The sequence below is a fragment of the Candidatus Poriferisodalis sp. genome (assembly GCF_965204125.1).
GTDB lineage: Bacteria > Actinomycetota > Acidimicrobiia > Acidimicrobiales > Poriferisodalaceae > Poriferisodalis.
In genome coordinates this window covers 396737-412673 of sequence record NZ_OZ241968.1, presented here as the reverse complement: position 1 = coordinate 412673, position 15937 = coordinate 396737, and the positions used below count along the sequence as shown (strand labels likewise).

The following is a 15937-nucleotide window of genomic DNA, read 5'->3' as shown; positions in this document are numbered from 1 at the left end:
CGCGCAGCTAGCGGCGTGTCTAGGGTTGGCGCCGTGACTGACTCGAGCGACCAGCCCTCCATCGACAGCAGGCTCTTTCGGGATGTGCTCGGGCACTTCCCGACCGGCGTCACCGCGGTCACCGCCGTGAACGAGGGCCGGCCGGTCGGCATGGCCATCGGCTCGTTCACTTCGGTGTCGCTCGAGCCGCCGCTCGTGGCGTTCCTGCCCACCAAGGACTCGTCGTCGTGGGGCGACATCCGTGCCGCGGGCAGCTTCTGCGTGAACATCATGGCCCAGGACCAGATGGCAACCTGCGGGGTGATGGCCAGCCGGGCCGACGACAAGTTCGCTGATGTCGAGTGGCACCCGGGGCCGACGGGCGCCCCGATCATCGAGGGCTCGATCGCCTACATCGACTGCACGATCGAAGCCGTGTACGACGGCGGCGATCACGACATCGTCGTCGGGCGGGTGGTCGAGCTCGAAGTGCTCGACGCGAAGGATCCCCTGCTGTTCTGGAAGGGTGGCTACGGCACCTTTGCGTGACGGCCGGCTGATGGGCGGGAAGCGGTGATCGGCACCGTCGCCCGCATCGCACTGGGTGTGCTGTTCCTGGCGTCGGGCGCGCTGAAGCTGAGCGACCCGTCGTGGCCTGGCGCGGCCCGGGCGATGGGCGCTCCCCGGTGGACGGTGCCGTTGTTCGGCCCAGTCGAGATCGTGCTCGGGGCAGGCTTGGCGGCTGGCGTTGCCAAGCCGTGGCCGGCGTGGCTGGCGTTGGTGCTGCTCGCGGCATTCAGCGCGGCACTGGCGCGGATGCTGCGACGCCCTCGTGAAGAGCGGCCCGCGTGTGCGTGCTTCGGCCGCTGGTCGGCGAAGCCCGTCGGCGCCGGTTCGCTGCTGCGCAACGGCCTGCTGGCGGCACTTGCCGTGCTGGCGCTCTTCTAGGCCGCTTACGCCACGCGTGCCCTCTGCGTGTGGCTTACGCCACTCGTGCTGTCTGCGCCTGGCTCACGCCACGCCGAGCACGTCGCAGATGAACGCCAGGATGAACGCCTCATCGCGCCAGGCGTCGTAGCGGCCTGAGGGTCCGCCATGGCCGGCACCCATCTCGGTGCGCAGCAGGATCGGCTTGGTCGAAGTGGTGGTCGCCCGCAGCTTGGCCACCCACTTGGCGGGCTCCCAGTACTGCACTCGTGGGTCAGCCAGCCCGGCGGTGATCAGCAGGGCAGGGTGATCGGCCGGCTCGACGTTCTCGTACGGCGCATACGACCGGATCGTCTCGAACGCCGCCGGGTCGTTCGGGTCGCCCCACTCGTCGTACTCGGTGACTGTCAGGGGGATGTCCGGGTCGAGCATCGTGTTCAGCACGTCCACGAAGGGCACCTCGGCGACGACACCGCAGAACAGGTCTGGGTGGCGGTTCACCATCGCCCCCATGAGCAGGCCGCCGGCGCTGCCGCCTCGGGCGCAGATCCGCTGCGGGTCGGCCCATCGGTCCGTGGTCAGATGGCCGGCGCAGGCGGCAAAGTCATCGAACGTGTTGTGCTTGCTGTCCAGCTTGCCGCCCTCGTACCAGGCCCGCCCCAACTCGCCGCCGCCACGAACGTGCGCGATGGCAAACAGCACGCCCCGGTCCAGCAGCGACAGCCGGACCGTCGAGAACGACGCCGGCATGCCGATCTCGTAAGCCCCGTAGCCGTACAGCAGGCAGGGCGCTGGCCAGCTAATTGCGCCCGGCTTCCACACCAGGCTGATCGGCACCGCCGTGCCGTCGGGCGCCGTGGCGGTGATGCGCTCGGTGGTGTACGCGGTCAGGTCGACATCGCCGAGCACCGGCAGTTGGTCGAGCAGCTCCCGTTCGCCGCTGTCGAGGTCCAGCTCGAAGATCGACGGCGGCGTCACCATCGACGTGTAGCCGAATCGGTAGCGGCGGGTGTCGAATTCGGCATTCGCCCCGCCGCCGGCCTCGTAGACCGGCTCTGGCATCTCGATCTCAAATGCAGGGCCAAGCTCGCCCGGGTTCGCATCGCCGCGTCCGTCGGTGCCGGTACCTGAAGTGCCGACACCGGCACCGTTCGGGCTCAACCCGCTCGGCTGGGCATCACGAGTGTCATGAACCCGCAGCCGGACCAGACCGTCCTGGCGCTCGTGGACAACCACGAAGTCCTGGAAGCAGTCCAAGCCGTCGATGCGGATGCCTTCGCGCGCGCCAATCAGCTCGCGCCACGTGCTGTCGTGCCCGGGGGGAGCGCCCTCTACCGGTGCGTCGCCTGCGGCCGGGGTGCTGCCTTCGCTCGGCACGGGCGCCTCGACCAGCCGGAAGTCCAGAGCGCCGTCGTTGGTGACGATGAGCAACCGCTCGCCCTGGTGGTCGAGGCCGTACTCGATACCTGCCCGCCGCTCACGCACGAGCAATGGCTCTGAAGCGGGCCGATCGGCTTCCACCAGCCGTTGCTCCGACGTGATCTTCGACTGCGAGCCGATCACCACGAAGCGCTCGCTGCTGGTGGCCCCCACGCCCACCCAGAACCGCTCGTCGTCCTCCCGGTACACCTCGACGTCGCCGGCGGGGTCGGTGCCCACGACGTGGCGGATCACGCGGTTGGGACGCAGGGCATCGTCGGTGAGAACGGCGAACAGCGTCGAGTTGTCGTTCGCCCACACCAACCCGTAGCTGAGCTCGCTCAGGCCGCACCCTGGCCCGGGCACGTCGGGGCCGTCCAGCACCTCACCGGTCGCGATGTCGACCACCGTCAGCGTGTACTTCTCGTCGCCGTCGGTGTCGGTGGTGTAGGCGAGCAGGCGGTGATCGGGGCTGACGGCCAGGTCGCCGACGGCGAAGTACTCGTGGCCCTCGGCCAACTCGTTCTCGTCGAGCAGCACCACCTCGTCATCGTCGGTGCCGCCCCGGGGGCGCCTCACATGGATGACGTACTGCAACCCCTCCACGGTGCGAGCCCGGTATTCCCAGTCGTCCTTCGGCGTCGGCAACGACTGGTGGGTTTCCTTGGTGCGAGCCTTGATCTCGCCGAAGATCTGCTCCCGAAGATCCGCCAGGTGGACAGTCGCGGCTTCCGTATAGGCATTCTCGGCCTCGAGATACTCCCGCACCGCGGGGTCGTCCTGGTCGCGCAGCCAGTGCCAGGGGTCGTCGGTCTCAGTGCCGTGAATGCGCCGCACGTGCGGCCGCTGCGGTGCCACCGGAGCCTGCGTCATGGAGCCCGCACCGTACCGCCCGAGCTGCGTCGATCACTCCGTCAATTCGGAGGCTGACCACTAGCGTGGCGGCGTGCCGATATATGCGCTTGGCGACCATGTGCCCGACATCCACCCCGATGCCTTCGTGATGCCCGAGGCGATCATCATCGGGCGGGTGACGATCGGCCCAGAGGCGTCGATCTGGTCGGGCGCGGTGCTGCGCGGCGACGACAACGACATCGTCGTGGGGGCCGGCAGTTCGGTGCAGGACAACGCCGTGCTCCACGTCACCGAGGAATGGTCGACCACCGTGGGGGAGCGCTGCACCATCGGCCACTTGGCGCACATCGAGGGCGGTGTGGTGCACGACGAGGCCCTGGTGGGCACCGGCGCAATCGTGCTGCACGACGCCGAGATCGGCGAGCGAGCGCTGGTCGGCGCCGGGGCCGTGGTGCCAGGCGGCATGAAAGTCCCGCCAGGCACCATCGCAGTGGGCACACCCGCCAAGATCCGCGAAGGCGTCGACACCGCCCCGCTCATCCTGCCCGGCGTGCAGAACTACCTCGACCGCCGAGTCCGCTACATGGGCGAACTCCGCCGCCTCGACTGATCACGCCCGTCGCGTTGTCTCGGTCGACAACCTGACGCGCTTCAAGCGGCGGCGGTAGCGTCACGGCCCATGAGCATGGGAAGCATCGACTTGGGACGCATCGGCATCTGGACGGGGGTGCTCGACACACTGCCGTCCGCGCAGGGCGTGGACTTCGTGGCCGAAGCCGAGGAACTGGGCTACGGGGCGTTCTGGATCCCCGAGGCCGTCGGGCGTGACCCGTTCGTGGCCGCTGCCCGCCTGCTGGAGGGCACCAGCACCATCAAGATCGCCACCGGCATCGCCAACATCTACGCCCGCGACCCCATGACCATGGCCAACACGCTGCGCACCATCGACGAGGCCCACCCGGGACGGTTCCTGCTGGGCCTCGGCGTCAGCCATCACCATCTCGTCGAGTACATCCGCAAGCACGACTACTCCAAGGCGCTCAGCTACATGCGCGAGTACCTCGAGCGCATGGGCAAGGCCCGCTTCATGGCCCACGGCCCCCAGGAGCTGCCCGAGATCGTGCTGGCAGCGCTCGGCCCGAAGATGCTCGAGCTGTCGGCCACCGCCACCGCCGGCGCCCACCCCTACTTCGTGCCGCCCGAGCACACGGCGGTCGCCCGCGACACCATGGGGCCCGACGCAGCGCTGTATCCCGAGCAGATGGCCATTCTCGACACGAACGCCGACTCGGCCCGCGCGCTGGCCCGCAAGAACATGGCCATCTACCTGGGCCTGCCGAACTACGCCAACAACCTGCTGCGGCTGGGCTTCACCCAGGCCGACATCGACGGCGGCCCCGACGGCGGCCCGTCCGACAAGCTGGTCGACGCCATCGTGGCCTGGGGCACCGAGGACGACGTCAAGGCCCGTGTGGACGCCCACTTCGACGCCGGCGCCGACCACGTCTGCGTGCAGGTCCTTGCCGACGACCCCCCAGCAGCATTCGACGGCTGGCGCCGTCTCGCCCCCACTCTGCTCAGCTGAGCGCTCCGCCCCGCGCCCTGCACTCGGACCCCGACAGGGGTGGCGTTAGGCTGAACACATGACCGACATCGCCGAGCCAACCGTCGGAATCGACCTCGGCAAGTACAAGCTGGGGTGGAGCGACGAGGAGGACTACGTCTTCAAGCCGCGCAAGGGCTTGGACGAAGAGATCATCCGCGAGATGTCGAGTCTCAAGAACGAGCCCCAGTGGATGCTCGACTTCCGCCTGCGGGCCTACAAGACCTTCCTGCGCAAGCCCATGCCCAACTGGGGCGGCGACATGTCGGAGATCTACTTCGACGACATCTACTACTACATCAAGCCCACCGAAGGCCAGGTCGACGCCTGGGAAGAGCTGCCCGACTCGGTCAAGGACACCTACGAGAAGCTGGGCATCCCCGAGGCCGAGCGCAAGTACCTCGCCGGGGTCACCGCCCAGTACGAGTCCGAAGTGGTGTACCACCGCAACCGGGAAGACCTCGAAGCCCAGGGCGTGCTGTTCAGCGACATGGACTCCGCCGTCAAGGAGTACCCCGACATCGTGCAGCGCTACTTCGGCACGATCATCCCCCCGGGCGACAACAAGTTCGCAGCGCTGAACTCGGCCGTGTGGTCGGGCGGGTCGTTCATCTACGTGCCGCCCGGCGTCGAGGTGGAGATGCCGCTGCAGGCCTACTTCCGCATCAACGCCGAGAACATGGGCCAGTTCGAGCGCACGCTGATCATCGCGGATGAGGGTGCCACGGTGCACTACATCGAGGGCTGCTCGGCGCCGGTGTACACCACCGACTCGCTGCACTCGGCCGTGGTCGAGCTGGTGGCGCTGCCGGGCGGGCGCATCACCTACACCACCATCCAGAACTGGTCGAACAACGTGTTCAACCTGGTCACCAAGCGGGCTGCCGCCTACGACGAGGCCCACGTGGAGTGGATCGACGGCAACATCGGCTCGCGGCTCACCATGAAGTACCCGGCCGTGTACCTGATGGGGCCCAAGGCCTCGGGTGAGGTGCTGTCGGTGGCCTATGCCGGCAACGGCCAGCACCAGGACGCCGGGGCCAAGATGGTGCACGCGGCGCCCGAGACCACGTCGAAGATCGTGTCGAAGTCGATCTCGAAGGACGGCGGGCGCACCACCTACCGCGGCCTCGTGCGGGTGGAAGACGGCATGAGCGGCTGCCGCAGCCACGTGCAATGCGACGCGCTGCTGCTCGACCAGGACAGTCGCTCGGACACCTACCCGTACCAGGAGATCGGTTCACGTGACGCCGAGATCGGCCACGAGGCCACGGTGTCGAAGGTGGCCGACGAGCAGCTCTTCTACCTGATGAGCCGCGGCCTGTCGGCCGAGCAGGCCATGGGCATGGTGGTGAACGGCTTCATCGAGCCGGTGACGCGCACGCTGCCGATGGAGTACGCCGTCGAATGGAGCCGGCTGATCGAGCTTCAGATGGAGGGATCGATCGGCTGATGCGCAGTCCAAAAGACTTCTTCGCCCCGCTGGCGCTCGGGGCGCCTGCTCCGCTGCGCGAGATCCCCTTCCGGCCGTCTCGCATGATCCACTTCTTCGACCCGTCGAACGAGCGGATGCGGGCCAAGGTGCCCGACATCGCCCCCACGGTGGACGTGCTGCTCGGCAACCTCGAAGACGCCGTGTCGGCCGACAGCAAGGACGCCGCCCGGGCCGGACTGATCGAGGTGGGCAAGGCGTGGGAGCGCGGTCACACGCAGCTGTGGACCCGGGTGAACAGCCTCGACTCGCCATGGTTCCTCGACGACGTGTGGGCACTGTGCCACGAGATCGGCGACAAGCTCGACGTGATCATGGTGCCCAAGGTGGAAGGCCCCGAAGACATTCACTACGTAGACCGGCTGCTGGCTCAGCTTGAAGCCCGGGTGGGCATCGAGCAGCCGTTGCTGGTGCACGCAATCCTCGAGACCGCCCGCGGCGTGGCCAACGTGGAGTCGATCTGCCTGGCCAGCCCCCGCATGCAGGGCCTGTCGCTCGGGCCGGCCGACCTGGCGGCCGACCGCCGCATGAAGACCACCCGGGTGGGCGGCGGGCATCCCGGCTACCTGGTGCGCACCGACCCGGTGCCCGAGAGCGACGGCGACGCGGGCGACGATGCTCGCACTGCCTTCCAGCAGGATCTGTGGCACTACACGCTGGCCCGCATGGTGGACGCCTGCGGCACCGCAGGGATCCTGCCCTACTACGGGCCGTTCGGCGACATCGCCGACCCCATCGGCTGCGAGGACCAGTTCCGCAACGCCTACCTGTTGGGCTGCGTGGGGGCGTGGAGCCTGCATCCCAGCCAGATCGCCATCGCCAAGCGAGTGTTCAGCCCCGAGCCTGCCGAGGTGGCGTGGGCACAGCGGGTGGTGACCGAGATGGGCGACGGCACCGGCGCCGTGATGATCGACGGCAACATGCAGGACGACGCCACGGTGAAGCAGTGCCAGGTGGTGCTGCAGCTCGCTCGTGACCTGTCGGCGGCCGATCCTGAGCTGGCCGCCGCCTACGGGCTCGAGACCGCCTGAGAGAGTCTGGACTCCATATGAGCGCTGCTGCCGCCAGCCCCCGCCCGCGCCGATCGGTGCTCTATATGCCGGCGGCCAATGCCCGGGCGCTAGAGAAGGCAAAGACCATCGGCGCAGACGCGCTCATCTTCGATCTCGAGGACGCAGTGGCGCCCGACGCCAAGGAAGCCGCCCGTGAGGGCGCCTGTGCCGCGGTGGCCTCGGGGGAGTACGGCTACCGCGAGCTGACCATCCGCTGCAACGGGCTCGACACCCCGTGGGGTCGTGACGACATCAGGGCCGCGGGTGCAGCAGCTCCCTCTGCCGTCGTCATCCCCAAGGTGTCGAGCGCCGCACATCTCGCTGCCGTGTCCGACCTGCTCGACACCGCGGGCGCCCCCGACTCGGTGCGAATCTGGGCGATGATCGAGACACCGGCGGGCATTGCCCATGCCCGCGAGATCGCCGGGTTCGAGCGGACCGAAGCGGTAGTCATGGGCACCAACGACATGGCCAAGGAGCTGCACGCCACCATCACGCCCGACCGCGCTGCCCTGGTGCCGCACCTCGCGACCTGCTTGGTGGCTGCCCGGGAGGCCGGCGTCACCGCCCTCGACGGCGTCTACAACGACATCCGCGACGCCGACGGATTCGCGGCCGTGTGCCACCAAGGAGCCGACCTGGGCTTCGACGGCAAGACGCTCATCCATCCCAGCCAGGTCGATCCCGCCAACGAGGCCTTCTCGCCGAGCCTCGACGAGCTCGACTTCCACCGCCAGGTGATCGGGGCATTCGAGACGGCGGTGGCAGATGGCCGTGGGGTGGTGACCGTAGACGGCAAGATGGTTGAGAATCTTCATGTTGACGAGGCTCGGCGGGCCATCGCGCTGGCCGACGCGATTTCGCAGCGCTGAAGGAGGCGACTGCCATGCCGATGCGGACCAACTGTCGCCACTACGAGAGCCGGTCCTACCCCAACGGCGACACCGTGCGGAAGTGCAACCTCGACTTGGCCCCCGAGGCCCCGTGGCGCTGCCCCGAAGACTGTCCGTCGTATTCGCCTCGACGGCTTGACGCCGGTTGGCAGCACGGCTCGCTGGGTGTACGCAACTTCGCTACCGAGCCCGAGAGCATCGGCGTGGACGAATCCATCGGCGACCTCCTCGACGCTGCCGAGGACATCCTGAACGAGGCCGGTCCGCGAATCCTCGAAGAGGTTGCCGCGGAACAGTCCCGGCGCAAAGGCATCCGCATCAGGTCCAAGAATCGCAAGGCGGCCCGCAAGGCAAAGCGTGTGAAGCGTCGTGCGGACCGCGACGATCGCAAGGACGGCGAGGTTTGATCACGGCGCGCTGCGGGCCGCTCCGGCCCGCTAGGCCCTGACGGGCGCGCCGGTAGCCTCCGCAGAGTGTTCAGCCCCGACCTCGTCGACGCGCTCGGCGGTTCCGACGCGTTGGCCAAGCGGCGCCGCGCGGCAGCGGATCGGGCAGTTGCGGCGGGCCAGCCGTCGTTCACCGAAGAGGTGTGGCGCTACACCCCGATCGACGATCTCGACCCAGCGCGATATGCCTTCGCGGCGCCGGGCGGCACAGCCGGACCGGTGGGCCTGATGAGCGGCGTCGACGACGGCGCCGCAGCGGTCGTCCACATCTCTAACGGTGCTGTTGTCGACGTGTCGGTGCGGGCTGACGGTGTCCGCGTCGACACGCTCGGCGGCGGAGCCGACGACTTGATCGGCACGGTGGCGCCCGAAGGCCCGGATGTCTTCGGCGACTGGAACCTCGCGCTCGCCTCGGCTCCGGTGGTGGTCAGCATCGATCCGAAGGCGGTGCTGACCGATCCCGTCGTGGTGCACGTCCACACCGACGTCGATGGGCTGGCATGGTTCCCCCGGCTCGTCGTCATGGCTGGCCGCACCAGCCAGGCCACCGTGATCGAGCACCACACCGGCGGGAACACACCCGCACTCATCTGCCCGCTCACCGAACTGAGCGTGGGCGACGGCGCACATCTCGGCCACGTCACCGTGCAGGAACTGGGCGAGGCCGCCTGGCAGATCGCCAACCTCTGCGCAGACGCAGGCCGCGACGCCAACCTGAGGATCGGTCACGTAGCCATGGGCGGCGACTACGCACGGGCCCGCATCGGAATCGACATGACCGGACGCGGCGGCCACAGCGAGATCGACGCCGTGTACTTCGGCCGTGGCACCTCCACGCTCGACTTTCGCACGTTCCAGACCCACGTGGCACCTCACACCACATCTGACCTGCTGTTCAAGGGGGCGGTCGACGACTACGCCCGGGCTGTCTACACCGGGCTGATCCGCATCGAGGCCGACGCCTCGAACGTCATGGCCGATCAGACCAACCGGAACCTCAAGCTGTCGCCGAATGCGTGGGCCGAGTCGGTGCCGAACCTCGAGATCGAGAACAGCGACGTGCAGTGCAGCCATGCCTCGTCGATCGGACCGGTCGACGCCGACCAGCGCTTCTACCTCGAGAGCCGGGGCGTGCCCACCGACGTGGCCGAAGCCCTCGTGGTGCGTGGCTTCTTCGACGAAGTCCTCGATGCGCTGCCGTCTGAGCAGATCTCGGCGTCGGTGCGCCAGCGCATCGACGAGCTGGTGTCGGACGCCGACTTCACGGCGGCGCTGTCATGAGCTCGACCGCCATGGAGGCGGTGCGATGAGCACAGCTGGCGGCGCCCGCACCGTCGTGCTGTGCCAGCGCGACGACGTGCCCGACGGTGAAGCCCGCCGCTTCGACGTCGAGGGTCACCGCATCGCGCTCGCACGCATCGACGACGACTTCTACGCCATCGGCGACCAGTGCAGCCACCAGAACTACTCGCTGGCCGACGGCTGGGTGTGGCCCGACGAGTGCGCGCTGGAATGCCCCCAGCACTCGTCGAGCTTCGATCTGCGAACGGGCCGGCCGAACTGCTTCCCCGCCACCCAACCGGTCCCGGTGTATGAAATTCGCACCCAAGACGACGGCGTCGCGGTGGTGCTGCCATGAGCGCTCCGACCGCCGAGTCCGCGCACACGCTTCGCATCGAGGGACTGCACGCATCGGCGGGCGACACCGAGATCCTCCAAGGCGTGGATCTCGAAGTGTCCTCCGGGCGAGTTCACGCAGTCATGGGGCCGAACGGCTCCGGCAAGAGCACGCTCGCTCACGTCGTGATGGGCCGGCCGGGCTACGAGGTCACTGCCGGATCGGTCACCCTCGACGGCGTCGACGTGCTGAGCCTCGCGCCGTGGGAGCGGGCGCAGGCCGGGCTGTTCCTGGCCATGCAGCACCCGACCGAGGTGCCGGGCGTCTCGGCGGCCCAAGCACTGGCAGAGGCGCTTGCGCTGCGAGCCGGCGACGACAGCCCGAGCGCCAACCAGCTTGAGCGCACCCGCAGCCTGCTCGAAGCCGAGGCGGCCGCGGTCGGGCTGAAGGCCGAGCTGGTGGCGCGGCCGCTGAACGTCGACATGTCGGGCGGCGAGAAGAAGCGCAACGAGACCGTCCAGCTCGCCGTGCTGCAGCCCCGCATCGCCATCCTCGACGAAATCGACAGCGGCCTCGACATCGACGCCTTGCGCGCCTGCGCCAACCGCATCGAGGCGCTCACCGAAGCCGGCTTGGGTGTGCTGGCCATCACGCACTTCACCCGGGTGCTGGAGTACCTCCGGCCCGACGAGGTCCACGTGATCGTGGATGGTCGCATCGTCGACTCCGGCGGTCCCGAGCTTGCCGAGGCGCTCGAGGCTGACGGCTACACGCCCTACTTGCCCGAAGAACCCGATGCCGGCGTGGCGGTGTCCATAGGCGGGCTCGGCAGCCCTCTCTCCGGTGGGGCCGGGTCGACCCCTGCCGACGATCCCTTCGCCGATCCTTGGGCAGACCCGCTCGACGAATTGGGTTGAGTGGCGCTGCATCTCGCATGGCGCCTGCCCTCGACGCCCGTCGCACATTGAGCTTTCGATGTACTCGCCGGTTGGTGTTGACTGGGCACGGGGAAACCTGGGGAGGGTTAACCGATGGCACGAGAGCTGTTGACGCAGGACGAACTCACCGAACTCAGCGCCGAGCTCGGGGCCTGGGATGTGTCGGGCAGCGAGCTGCGCCGCACCTTTCGCTTCGGGAACTTCGTGGAGGCGTTCGGGTTCATGGCCGCAGCCGCCCTGGTGGCTGAGAAGATGGACCACCATCCCAACTGGTCGAACGTGTACAGCACCGTCGAGGTTGCGCTGAATACGCATGACCGTGGCGGCGTGACCGAGCTGGACGCGGCGCTGGCTCGTGCGATGGACGGCCTAGCAGGCGCCGCGGGCTGACAGCCGCCCGATGCGACTGCCACGCCTGAAGCGGCGCGCGAAACCGGACCGCCCCGATCGTCCAGCGCCCGCGCCCGTCGTGGAGGGCACGATCGAGTCGAAGCCGGGCGTGCGGCGGATGCTGCACCAGCTCTTCGAGTTCTGGGTGCGGTTGCGACCTGCGAGAGTCACGCTCGGCGTGCGCGGCCTGGTCGTGGATCACAAGGGCCGCGTCTGCCTGGTGCGCCACACTTACCGCGACGGCTGGTTCCTGCCCGGCGGCGGCGTCAAAACCCGCGAGGCGCTGGTGGATGCAGTAGCGCGGGAGCTGCGCGAGGAGACCGGTGTCGTGGTCGCTGAAACGCCCCAGAACGTGCTCGGCGTGTACTCCTCACGCCATGGCAATCGCAGCGACCACATCGTGGTGTTCGTCGTGACCGACTGGCGTGTCGAGGAGTCGGTCTCGCCCGAGATCGCCGAAGTGGCCTTCTTCCCGCCTGACGAACTGCCCCCAGGCACCACACCAGGCACCTCACGCCGCATCTCTGAATGGATGACAGGAGTCCCCCCCGGCCACCGCTGGTAGCACTTGCCAACTTGCGCAGGATGGCTAGAGGCGGGGGGTGCGAGGGGGGTGGCCCATGAGGATGCGGCCGTAGGCCTCGAGGGCCGGGTCGAGCGCCGTGATGGCGTGCATGTTGATGGCCTGCAGGTCGGCTTGGAGGCGGCCGATCCGGTTGGCGTCGCGCACGCCGCGGCCGCCGGTGGCGAGGTACAGCGTTTGGGTTGCTTCGAGGCAGCGCCGGACGGCATACGCGCAGTCGAGCCGGACTCGTGCCCGCAGTGGCAGTTCCAGCGGCTCATGGCTGCGTGCGGTGTCGATGAGCAGCTCTGCGGTGCGTCGCATCAGCAGCTCGCCCTGATCGACCAACGCGTGGGCCTCGGCGAACTGCCGGTGGGTCAGTGGCCAATCGGTCTGCAGCACATCGACATGGCTGATGACCTTGCCGTCCACCTCCTCGGCGAATGCAGCCAGTGAGGCCCGAGCGGCGCCCAGCGCCGGCGGCACCAGTGCGTAGGCCAGCGTCGGCATGAGCGAGCTGCGCTGGATCCAGCCGACATTGCGGGCCATGCCGGGCGTTTGGCCTGACGCCAGTACGTCACCGCGGATGAACCGGTGCTCGGGTACGAATGCGTCCTTCACCACGAGGCTGCTGCTGCCGGTGGCCCGCAGCCCATTGGCGTGCCAGTCGTCGAGCGCTGACACATCCTCGGCCGGCAGCACGAACATGCCCGAGATGGGACCGCTGCCGTCAGGGGATGGGAAGTGGCCGCCCAGGATGACCCAGCCGGCGTGATCGATGCCCGAGCCGAACGGCCAGAAGCCGTTCAACGTCCAGCCGCCGTCGACGGGCACCGCGTCGCCTCGGTCGACCAGCACACCGGCCACGTAGATGTCGGGCCCGTCGCCATAGATCTCTTCTTGGCACGCATCAGGCCAATGGCCCACCAGCCAGGCGTGTGCATTGCCGACGCATGAGTGCCAGGCGGTGGAGGGGCAGCCTTCGGCCAGCGCCGCGTTCACTTCGAGGTAGGTGATCCAGTCGAGCTCTTGGCCGCCGTTGGCACTCGGCTGGCCGATCGTGAGCAGCTCGGCGCCGCGCAACTCGTCGATGACGTCGGGTTCGACACGGCGAGCCCACGGGTCGGCTGCCGCCCGCGCAGCCAGCTTGGGGGCGAGCTGGCGCGCCCGCTCGACGAGTTCGGCGCCGCGGCTCACTCGCCCTCGGCCGTCTCGTCCAGGCCGGTGGCGAGCGCGTTCCAGCCGAGGGTGGCGCACTTGATGCGCACGGGGAACTTCACCACGCCCCGCAAGGCCTCCAGATCGCCCAGCCGCAGAGCGCCGTCGTTCGGACCGCCCGGCTGATCGGTCCCCGCGCCGTCGAGCGCTTCGCTGCCGTCGCCGCCGATCGATTCCTCGTGGATCGACATCATGGCCTTGAATGACCGCGTCAGATCGCGGATCTCATCGATGGTCTTGCCGATCACCGCAGCCGACATCATCGACGCCGACGCCTGGCTGATGGAGCAGCCGTAGCCGCCGACACGAAGGTCGGTCACCAGATCGCCGTCCATCTCGAAGGTCAGCACCACCTCGTCCCCGCACAGCGGGTTGAAGCCCTCGCTGCGGCGCGCGGGCGGGCATTCCAGCTCGCCGCGATTGCGCGGGTTCCGGTAGTGGTCGAGGATGATCTCCCGGTACAGGTCTTCGAGCCCAGCCATCGGATCCTGCGTCGTCCCGGTCCGTTGCCTCTAGTGGCCGAACAGCGCGCCGACCTCGTCGAGCGCATCGGCCAGCGAATCTATGTCGGAAGTGTCGTTGTACACGTATAGCGAGGCCCGCGTGGTGGCGGTGACGCCGAGGCATCGCATGAGCGGCTTGGCACAGTGGTGACCGGCACGCACGCACACGCCGCTCTGGTCGAGCACCTGGGAGATGTCGTGGGGGTGCACGTCGCGGTACACGAACGACAGCACGCCGCCGCGCTGGGCCGGCTCGGAAGGCCCGTGCACGGTGATGTCGTCGCCGTGGCGGTCGGTCAGCGTCCGCAGGGCGTAGCCGGTGAGGCTGACCTCGTGGGCTCGCACGGCATCCATGCCCAAGCCCTCCAGATATCTCACCGCAGCCCCGAGGCCCACGATCTCGGCAATGGGCGGGGTGCCCGCCTCGAACTTGTGCGGCACCGTGTTGGGCCGAAACCCCTCCTTGGTGACGTCGAGGATCATCTCGCCGCCGCCCAGGAACGGGGGCATGGCGTCGAGCAGCTCCATGCGGGCCCACAGCACGCCCACGCCGGTCGGGCCGCACATCTTGTGCCCGGTGAACACCATGAAGTCGGCGCCCAGTTCCCCCACGTCGGTGGGCAGGTGCGGCACGTACTGGCTGGCGTCCACGCTGAGCAGTGCACCGGCCTCGTGAGCGGCGGCGGCAAGGCGGGGGATCGGGTTGAGCGTGCCGAGCACGTTGCTCATGGCGGTGACCGACAGCAGCTTCGCCCCGTCGAGCAGGCGGTCGAGGTCGGTGAGGTCCAAGCAGCCGTCGTGGGTGATCGGAATCCAGCGGATCTCGAAGCCGCGCTCGGCGGCCAAGATGTGCCACGGCACGATGTTGGCGTGGTGCTCCATCTCGGTGAGCACGATCGCGTCGGCCGGGCCGAGGTTCGAACCGCCCCACGAGCGGGCCACCAGGTTCATGGCCTCGGTGGCGTTCTTGGTGAACACGATCTCGTCCGCGCTGGGGGCCGAGATGAACCGGGCGACGTCCGCCCGAGCCTGTTCCATCCGCTCGGTCGCGGCGGCGGCGATCTCGTACGCCCCACGATGGACGTTGGCATTGACCGTGCGGTAGTAGTCGTCCATGGCGTCGAGCACCGCCATCGGCTTCTGCGACGACGCCGCAGAGTCGAGATAGACGATCGGACGGCCGTGGACGCTGCGTTCCAGCAGCGGGAACTGCGCCTTCACGGCCCCGTCGATCTCGGGGCCGACCCCGGCGCTCACGCCGCTGCCTTCTGCTCGAACGGCTCGTAGCCGTCGCGTTCCAGCTCGGCGGCGAGCTCCGGGCCGCCCGAGGCCACGATCTGCCCGTCGACCAGCACATGGACGTAGTCGGGCTCGATCTCGCCCAGCAGGCGCTCGTAGTGCGTGATGAGCACCACACCCATGTGCGGTCGCTCGGCACGGACCTGCTGCAGGCCGGTGGCCACCACCCGCAGTGCATCGATGTCGAGGCCCGAATCGGTCTCGTCGAGCACGGCCACGTCGGGTTCGAGCAGGGCGAGCTGCAGGATCTCGTTGCGCTTGCGCTCGCCGCCGCTGAAGCCCTCGTTGAGGTAGCGGTCCATGAATGACTCGTCCATGCCTAGCCGCGACATCCACTCGCCCATGGCGACGTAGATCTCAATGGCCGATACGTCCTCGCCGCGCCGTGCCGAGACCGCTTGGCGCAGGAAGTTGCGCACCGACACGCCCGGGATGTGCTGCGGGTACTGGAACGCCAAGAACAGCCCGGCCTTCGAGCGGGCGTCGGGATCCCACTCGGCCACGTCGTCGCCGCGGTAGCGGATCTCCCCGCCGGTCACTTCGTACTCCGGCGATCCGAGGATCGTGGTGGCCAGCGTGGACTTGCCCGACCCGTTGGGGCCCATGATGGCGTGGCACTCGCCCGCGTGGACAACCAGATCCACGCCGCGCAGGATCTGCGGGCCGTCGACGGCCCGTACGCCCAAATCGTCGATCTCGAAGAGGGGTGCATCCGGCGCTGTATCGCCCTGTGCCATCAACCG

18 protein-coding genes are annotated in these 15937 nt (G+C 68.6%); 13 read left to right on the top strand and 5 right to left on the bottom strand.

The window, feature by feature from the left end; all coding sequences use genetic code 11:
• Positions 1-33: 33 nt before the first annotated feature.
• The gene (locus ACOGXD_RS02115; protein ID WP_419916282.1) at positions 34-528 is read left to right on the top strand and encodes a flavin reductase family protein; all 495 of its coding nucleotides are present in this window, start codon (positions 34-36) and stop codon (positions 526-528) included.
• 24 nt (positions 529-552) lie between these two features.
• Complete coding sequence (locus ACOGXD_RS02110) at positions 553-927, top strand: MauE/DoxX family redox-associated membrane protein (RefSeq protein ID WP_419916281.1); 375 nt, start codon at positions 553-555, stop codon at positions 925-927.
• A gap of 63 nt (positions 928-990) precedes the next feature.
• Here ACOGXD_RS02110 and ACOGXD_RS02105 read toward each other — a convergent pair whose 3' ends face one another.
• Positions 991-3198, bottom strand: coding sequence for a S9 family peptidase (locus tag ACOGXD_RS02105; protein ID WP_419916280.1), 2208 nt, complete (start codon positions 3196-3198; stop codon positions 991-993).
• A 73-nt stretch (positions 3199-3271) separates the two neighbouring features.
• Between ACOGXD_RS02105 and ACOGXD_RS02100 the strand changes: the two genes are divergently transcribed.
• The 11 genes from ACOGXD_RS02100 (at position 3272) to ACOGXD_RS02050 (ending at position 12177) form a co-directional block, all read left to right on the top strand.
• Entirely contained in the window at positions 3272-3790 is a 519-nt protein-coding gene (locus ACOGXD_RS02100) for a gamma carbonic anhydrase family protein (protein ID WP_419916279.1), read from the top strand.
• Positions 3791-3859: 69 nt separating this feature from the next.
• Positions 3860-4765 carry an LLM class F420-dependent oxidoreductase gene (locus tag ACOGXD_RS02095; RefSeq protein ID WP_419916278.1) on the top strand — a complete coding sequence of 302 codons (906 nt, stop codon included), beginning with the start codon at positions 3860-3862 and terminating at the stop codon, positions 4763-4765.
• Between the two features lie 58 nt (positions 4766-4823).
• Positions 4824-6236 carry a Fe-S cluster assembly protein SufB gene (gene sufB / locus ACOGXD_RS02090; RefSeq protein WP_419916277.1) on the top strand — a complete coding sequence of 471 codons (1413 nt, stop codon included), beginning with the start codon at positions 4824-4826 and terminating at the stop codon, positions 6234-6236.
• The gene (locus ACOGXD_RS02085; RefSeq protein ID WP_419916276.1) at positions 6236-7306 is read left to right on the top strand and encodes an HpcH/HpaI aldolase/citrate lyase family protein; all 1071 of its coding nucleotides are present in this window, start codon (positions 6236-6238) and stop codon (positions 7304-7306) included. Before sufB ends, ACOGXD_RS02085 begins: the two co-directional genes overlap by 1 nt.
• Positions 7307-7323: 17 nt before the next feature.
• Entirely contained in the window at positions 7324-8199 is an 876-nt protein-coding gene (locus tag ACOGXD_RS02080; RefSeq protein WP_419916275.1) for an HpcH/HpaI aldolase/citrate lyase family protein, read from the top strand.
• Positions 8200-8213: 14 nt separating this feature from the next.
• Positions 8214-8627 (top strand): hypothetical protein, encoded by a 414-nt coding sequence (locus ACOGXD_RS02075; RefSeq protein WP_419855739.1) that lies wholly within the window; start codon positions 8214-8216, stop codon positions 8625-8627.
• A gap of 66 nt (positions 8628-8693) precedes the next feature.
• Positions 8694-9947, top strand: a complete 1254-nt coding sequence (gene sufD / locus ACOGXD_RS02070) for a Fe-S cluster assembly protein SufD (RefSeq protein ID WP_419916274.1) — start codon at positions 8694-8696, stop codon at positions 9945-9947.
• Between the two features lie 25 nt (positions 9948-9972).
• Entirely contained in the window at positions 9973-10305 is a 333-nt protein-coding gene (locus ACOGXD_RS02065; protein ID WP_419916273.1) for a non-heme iron oxygenase ferredoxin subunit, read from the top strand.
• Positions 10302-11201, top strand: a complete 900-nt coding sequence (gene sufC, locus ACOGXD_RS02060) for a Fe-S cluster assembly ATPase SufC (RefSeq protein WP_419916272.1) — start codon at positions 10302-10304, stop codon at positions 11199-11201. Before ACOGXD_RS02065 ends, sufC (ACOGXD_RS02060) begins: the two co-directional genes overlap by 4 nt.
• 114 nt (positions 11202-11315) lie before the next feature.
• Positions 11316-11612: a 4a-hydroxytetrahydrobiopterin dehydratase gene (locus tag ACOGXD_RS02055; protein ID WP_419916271.1), complete on the top strand. Its 297-nt coding sequence runs from the start codon at positions 11316-11318 to the stop codon at positions 11610-11612.
• Positions 11613-11691: 79 nt separating this feature from the next.
• Positions 11692-12177, top strand: coding sequence for an NUDIX domain-containing protein (locus ACOGXD_RS02050; protein WP_419916270.1), 486 nt, complete (start codon positions 11692-11694; stop codon positions 12175-12177).
• A 24-nt stretch (positions 12178-12201) separates the two neighbouring features.
• Here ACOGXD_RS02050 and ACOGXD_RS02045 read toward each other — a convergent pair whose 3' ends face one another.
• Genes ACOGXD_RS02045 through sufC (ACOGXD_RS02030) form a run of 4 tightly spaced genes read right to left on the bottom strand, consistent with a single transcriptional unit; the run spans position 12202 to position 15931 of the window.
• Complete coding sequence (locus ACOGXD_RS02045; RefSeq protein WP_419916269.1) at positions 12202-13371, bottom strand: acyl-CoA dehydrogenase family protein; 1170 nt, start codon at positions 13369-13371, stop codon at positions 12202-12204.
• Positions 13368-13874 (bottom strand): Fe-S cluster assembly sulfur transfer protein SufU, encoded by a 507-nt coding sequence (gene sufU, locus ACOGXD_RS02040; protein ID WP_419916268.1) that lies wholly within the window; start codon positions 13872-13874, stop codon positions 13368-13370. Before sufU ends, ACOGXD_RS02045 begins: the two co-directional genes overlap by 4 nt.
• Before the next feature lie 30 nt (positions 13875-13904).
• Positions 13905-15152 carry a SufS family cysteine desulfurase gene (locus tag ACOGXD_RS02035; RefSeq protein WP_419916267.1) on the bottom strand — a complete coding sequence of 416 codons (1248 nt, stop codon included), beginning with the start codon at positions 15150-15152 and terminating at the stop codon, positions 13905-13907.
• Positions 15149-15931, bottom strand: a complete 783-nt coding sequence (gene sufC, locus ACOGXD_RS02030) for a Fe-S cluster assembly ATPase SufC (protein ID WP_419916266.1) — start codon at positions 15929-15931, stop codon at positions 15149-15151. The genes ACOGXD_RS02035 and sufC (ACOGXD_RS02030) overlap by 4 nt, the downstream gene beginning before the upstream one ends.
• Positions 15932-15937: the final 6 nt, after the last annotated feature.

What these genes read in the sequence shown, in the direction of transcription:
- ACOGXD_RS02055 (WP_419916271.1), top strand. Translation starts at nt 11,316, where the DNA reads ATGGCACGAGAGCTGTTGACGCAGGACGAACTCACCGAACTCAGCGCC.
- sufU (WP_419916268.1), bottom strand. Translation starts at nt 13,874, where the DNA reads ATGGCTGGGCTCGAAGACCTGTACCGGGAGATCATCCTCGACCACTAC.
- ACOGXD_RS02105 (WP_419916280.1), bottom strand. Translation starts at nt 3,198, where the DNA reads ATGACGCAGGCTCCGGTGGCACCGCAGCGGCCGCACGTGCGGCGCATT.
- sufC (WP_419916272.1), top strand. Translation starts at nt 10,302, where the DNA reads ATGAGCGCTCCGACCGCCGAGTCCGCGCACACGCTTCGCATCGAGGGA.
- sufB (WP_419916277.1), top strand. Translation starts at nt 4,824, where the DNA reads ATGACCGACATCGCCGAGCCAACCGTCGGAATCGACCTCGGCAAGTAC.
- ACOGXD_RS02085 (WP_419916276.1), top strand. Translation starts at nt 6,236, where the DNA reads ATGCGCAGTCCAAAAGACTTCTTCGCCCCGCTGGCGCTCGGGGCGCCT.
- ACOGXD_RS02065 (WP_419916273.1), top strand. Translation starts at nt 9,973, where the DNA reads ATGAGCACAGCTGGCGGCGCCCGCACCGTCGTGCTGTGCCAGCGCGAC.
- ACOGXD_RS02095 (WP_419916278.1), top strand. Translation starts at nt 3,860, where the DNA reads ATGAGCATGGGAAGCATCGACTTGGGACGCATCGGCATCTGGACGGGG.
- ACOGXD_RS02080 (WP_419916275.1), top strand. Translation starts at nt 7,324, where the DNA reads ATGAGCGCTGCTGCCGCCAGCCCCCGCCCGCGCCGATCGGTGCTCTAT.
- sufC (WP_419916266.1), bottom strand. Translation starts at nt 15,931, where the DNA reads ATGGCACAGGGCGATACAGCGCCGGATGCACCCCTCTTCGAGATCGAC.
- ACOGXD_RS02075 (WP_419855739.1), top strand. Translation starts at nt 8,214, where the DNA reads ATGCCGATGCGGACCAACTGTCGCCACTACGAGAGCCGGTCCTACCCC.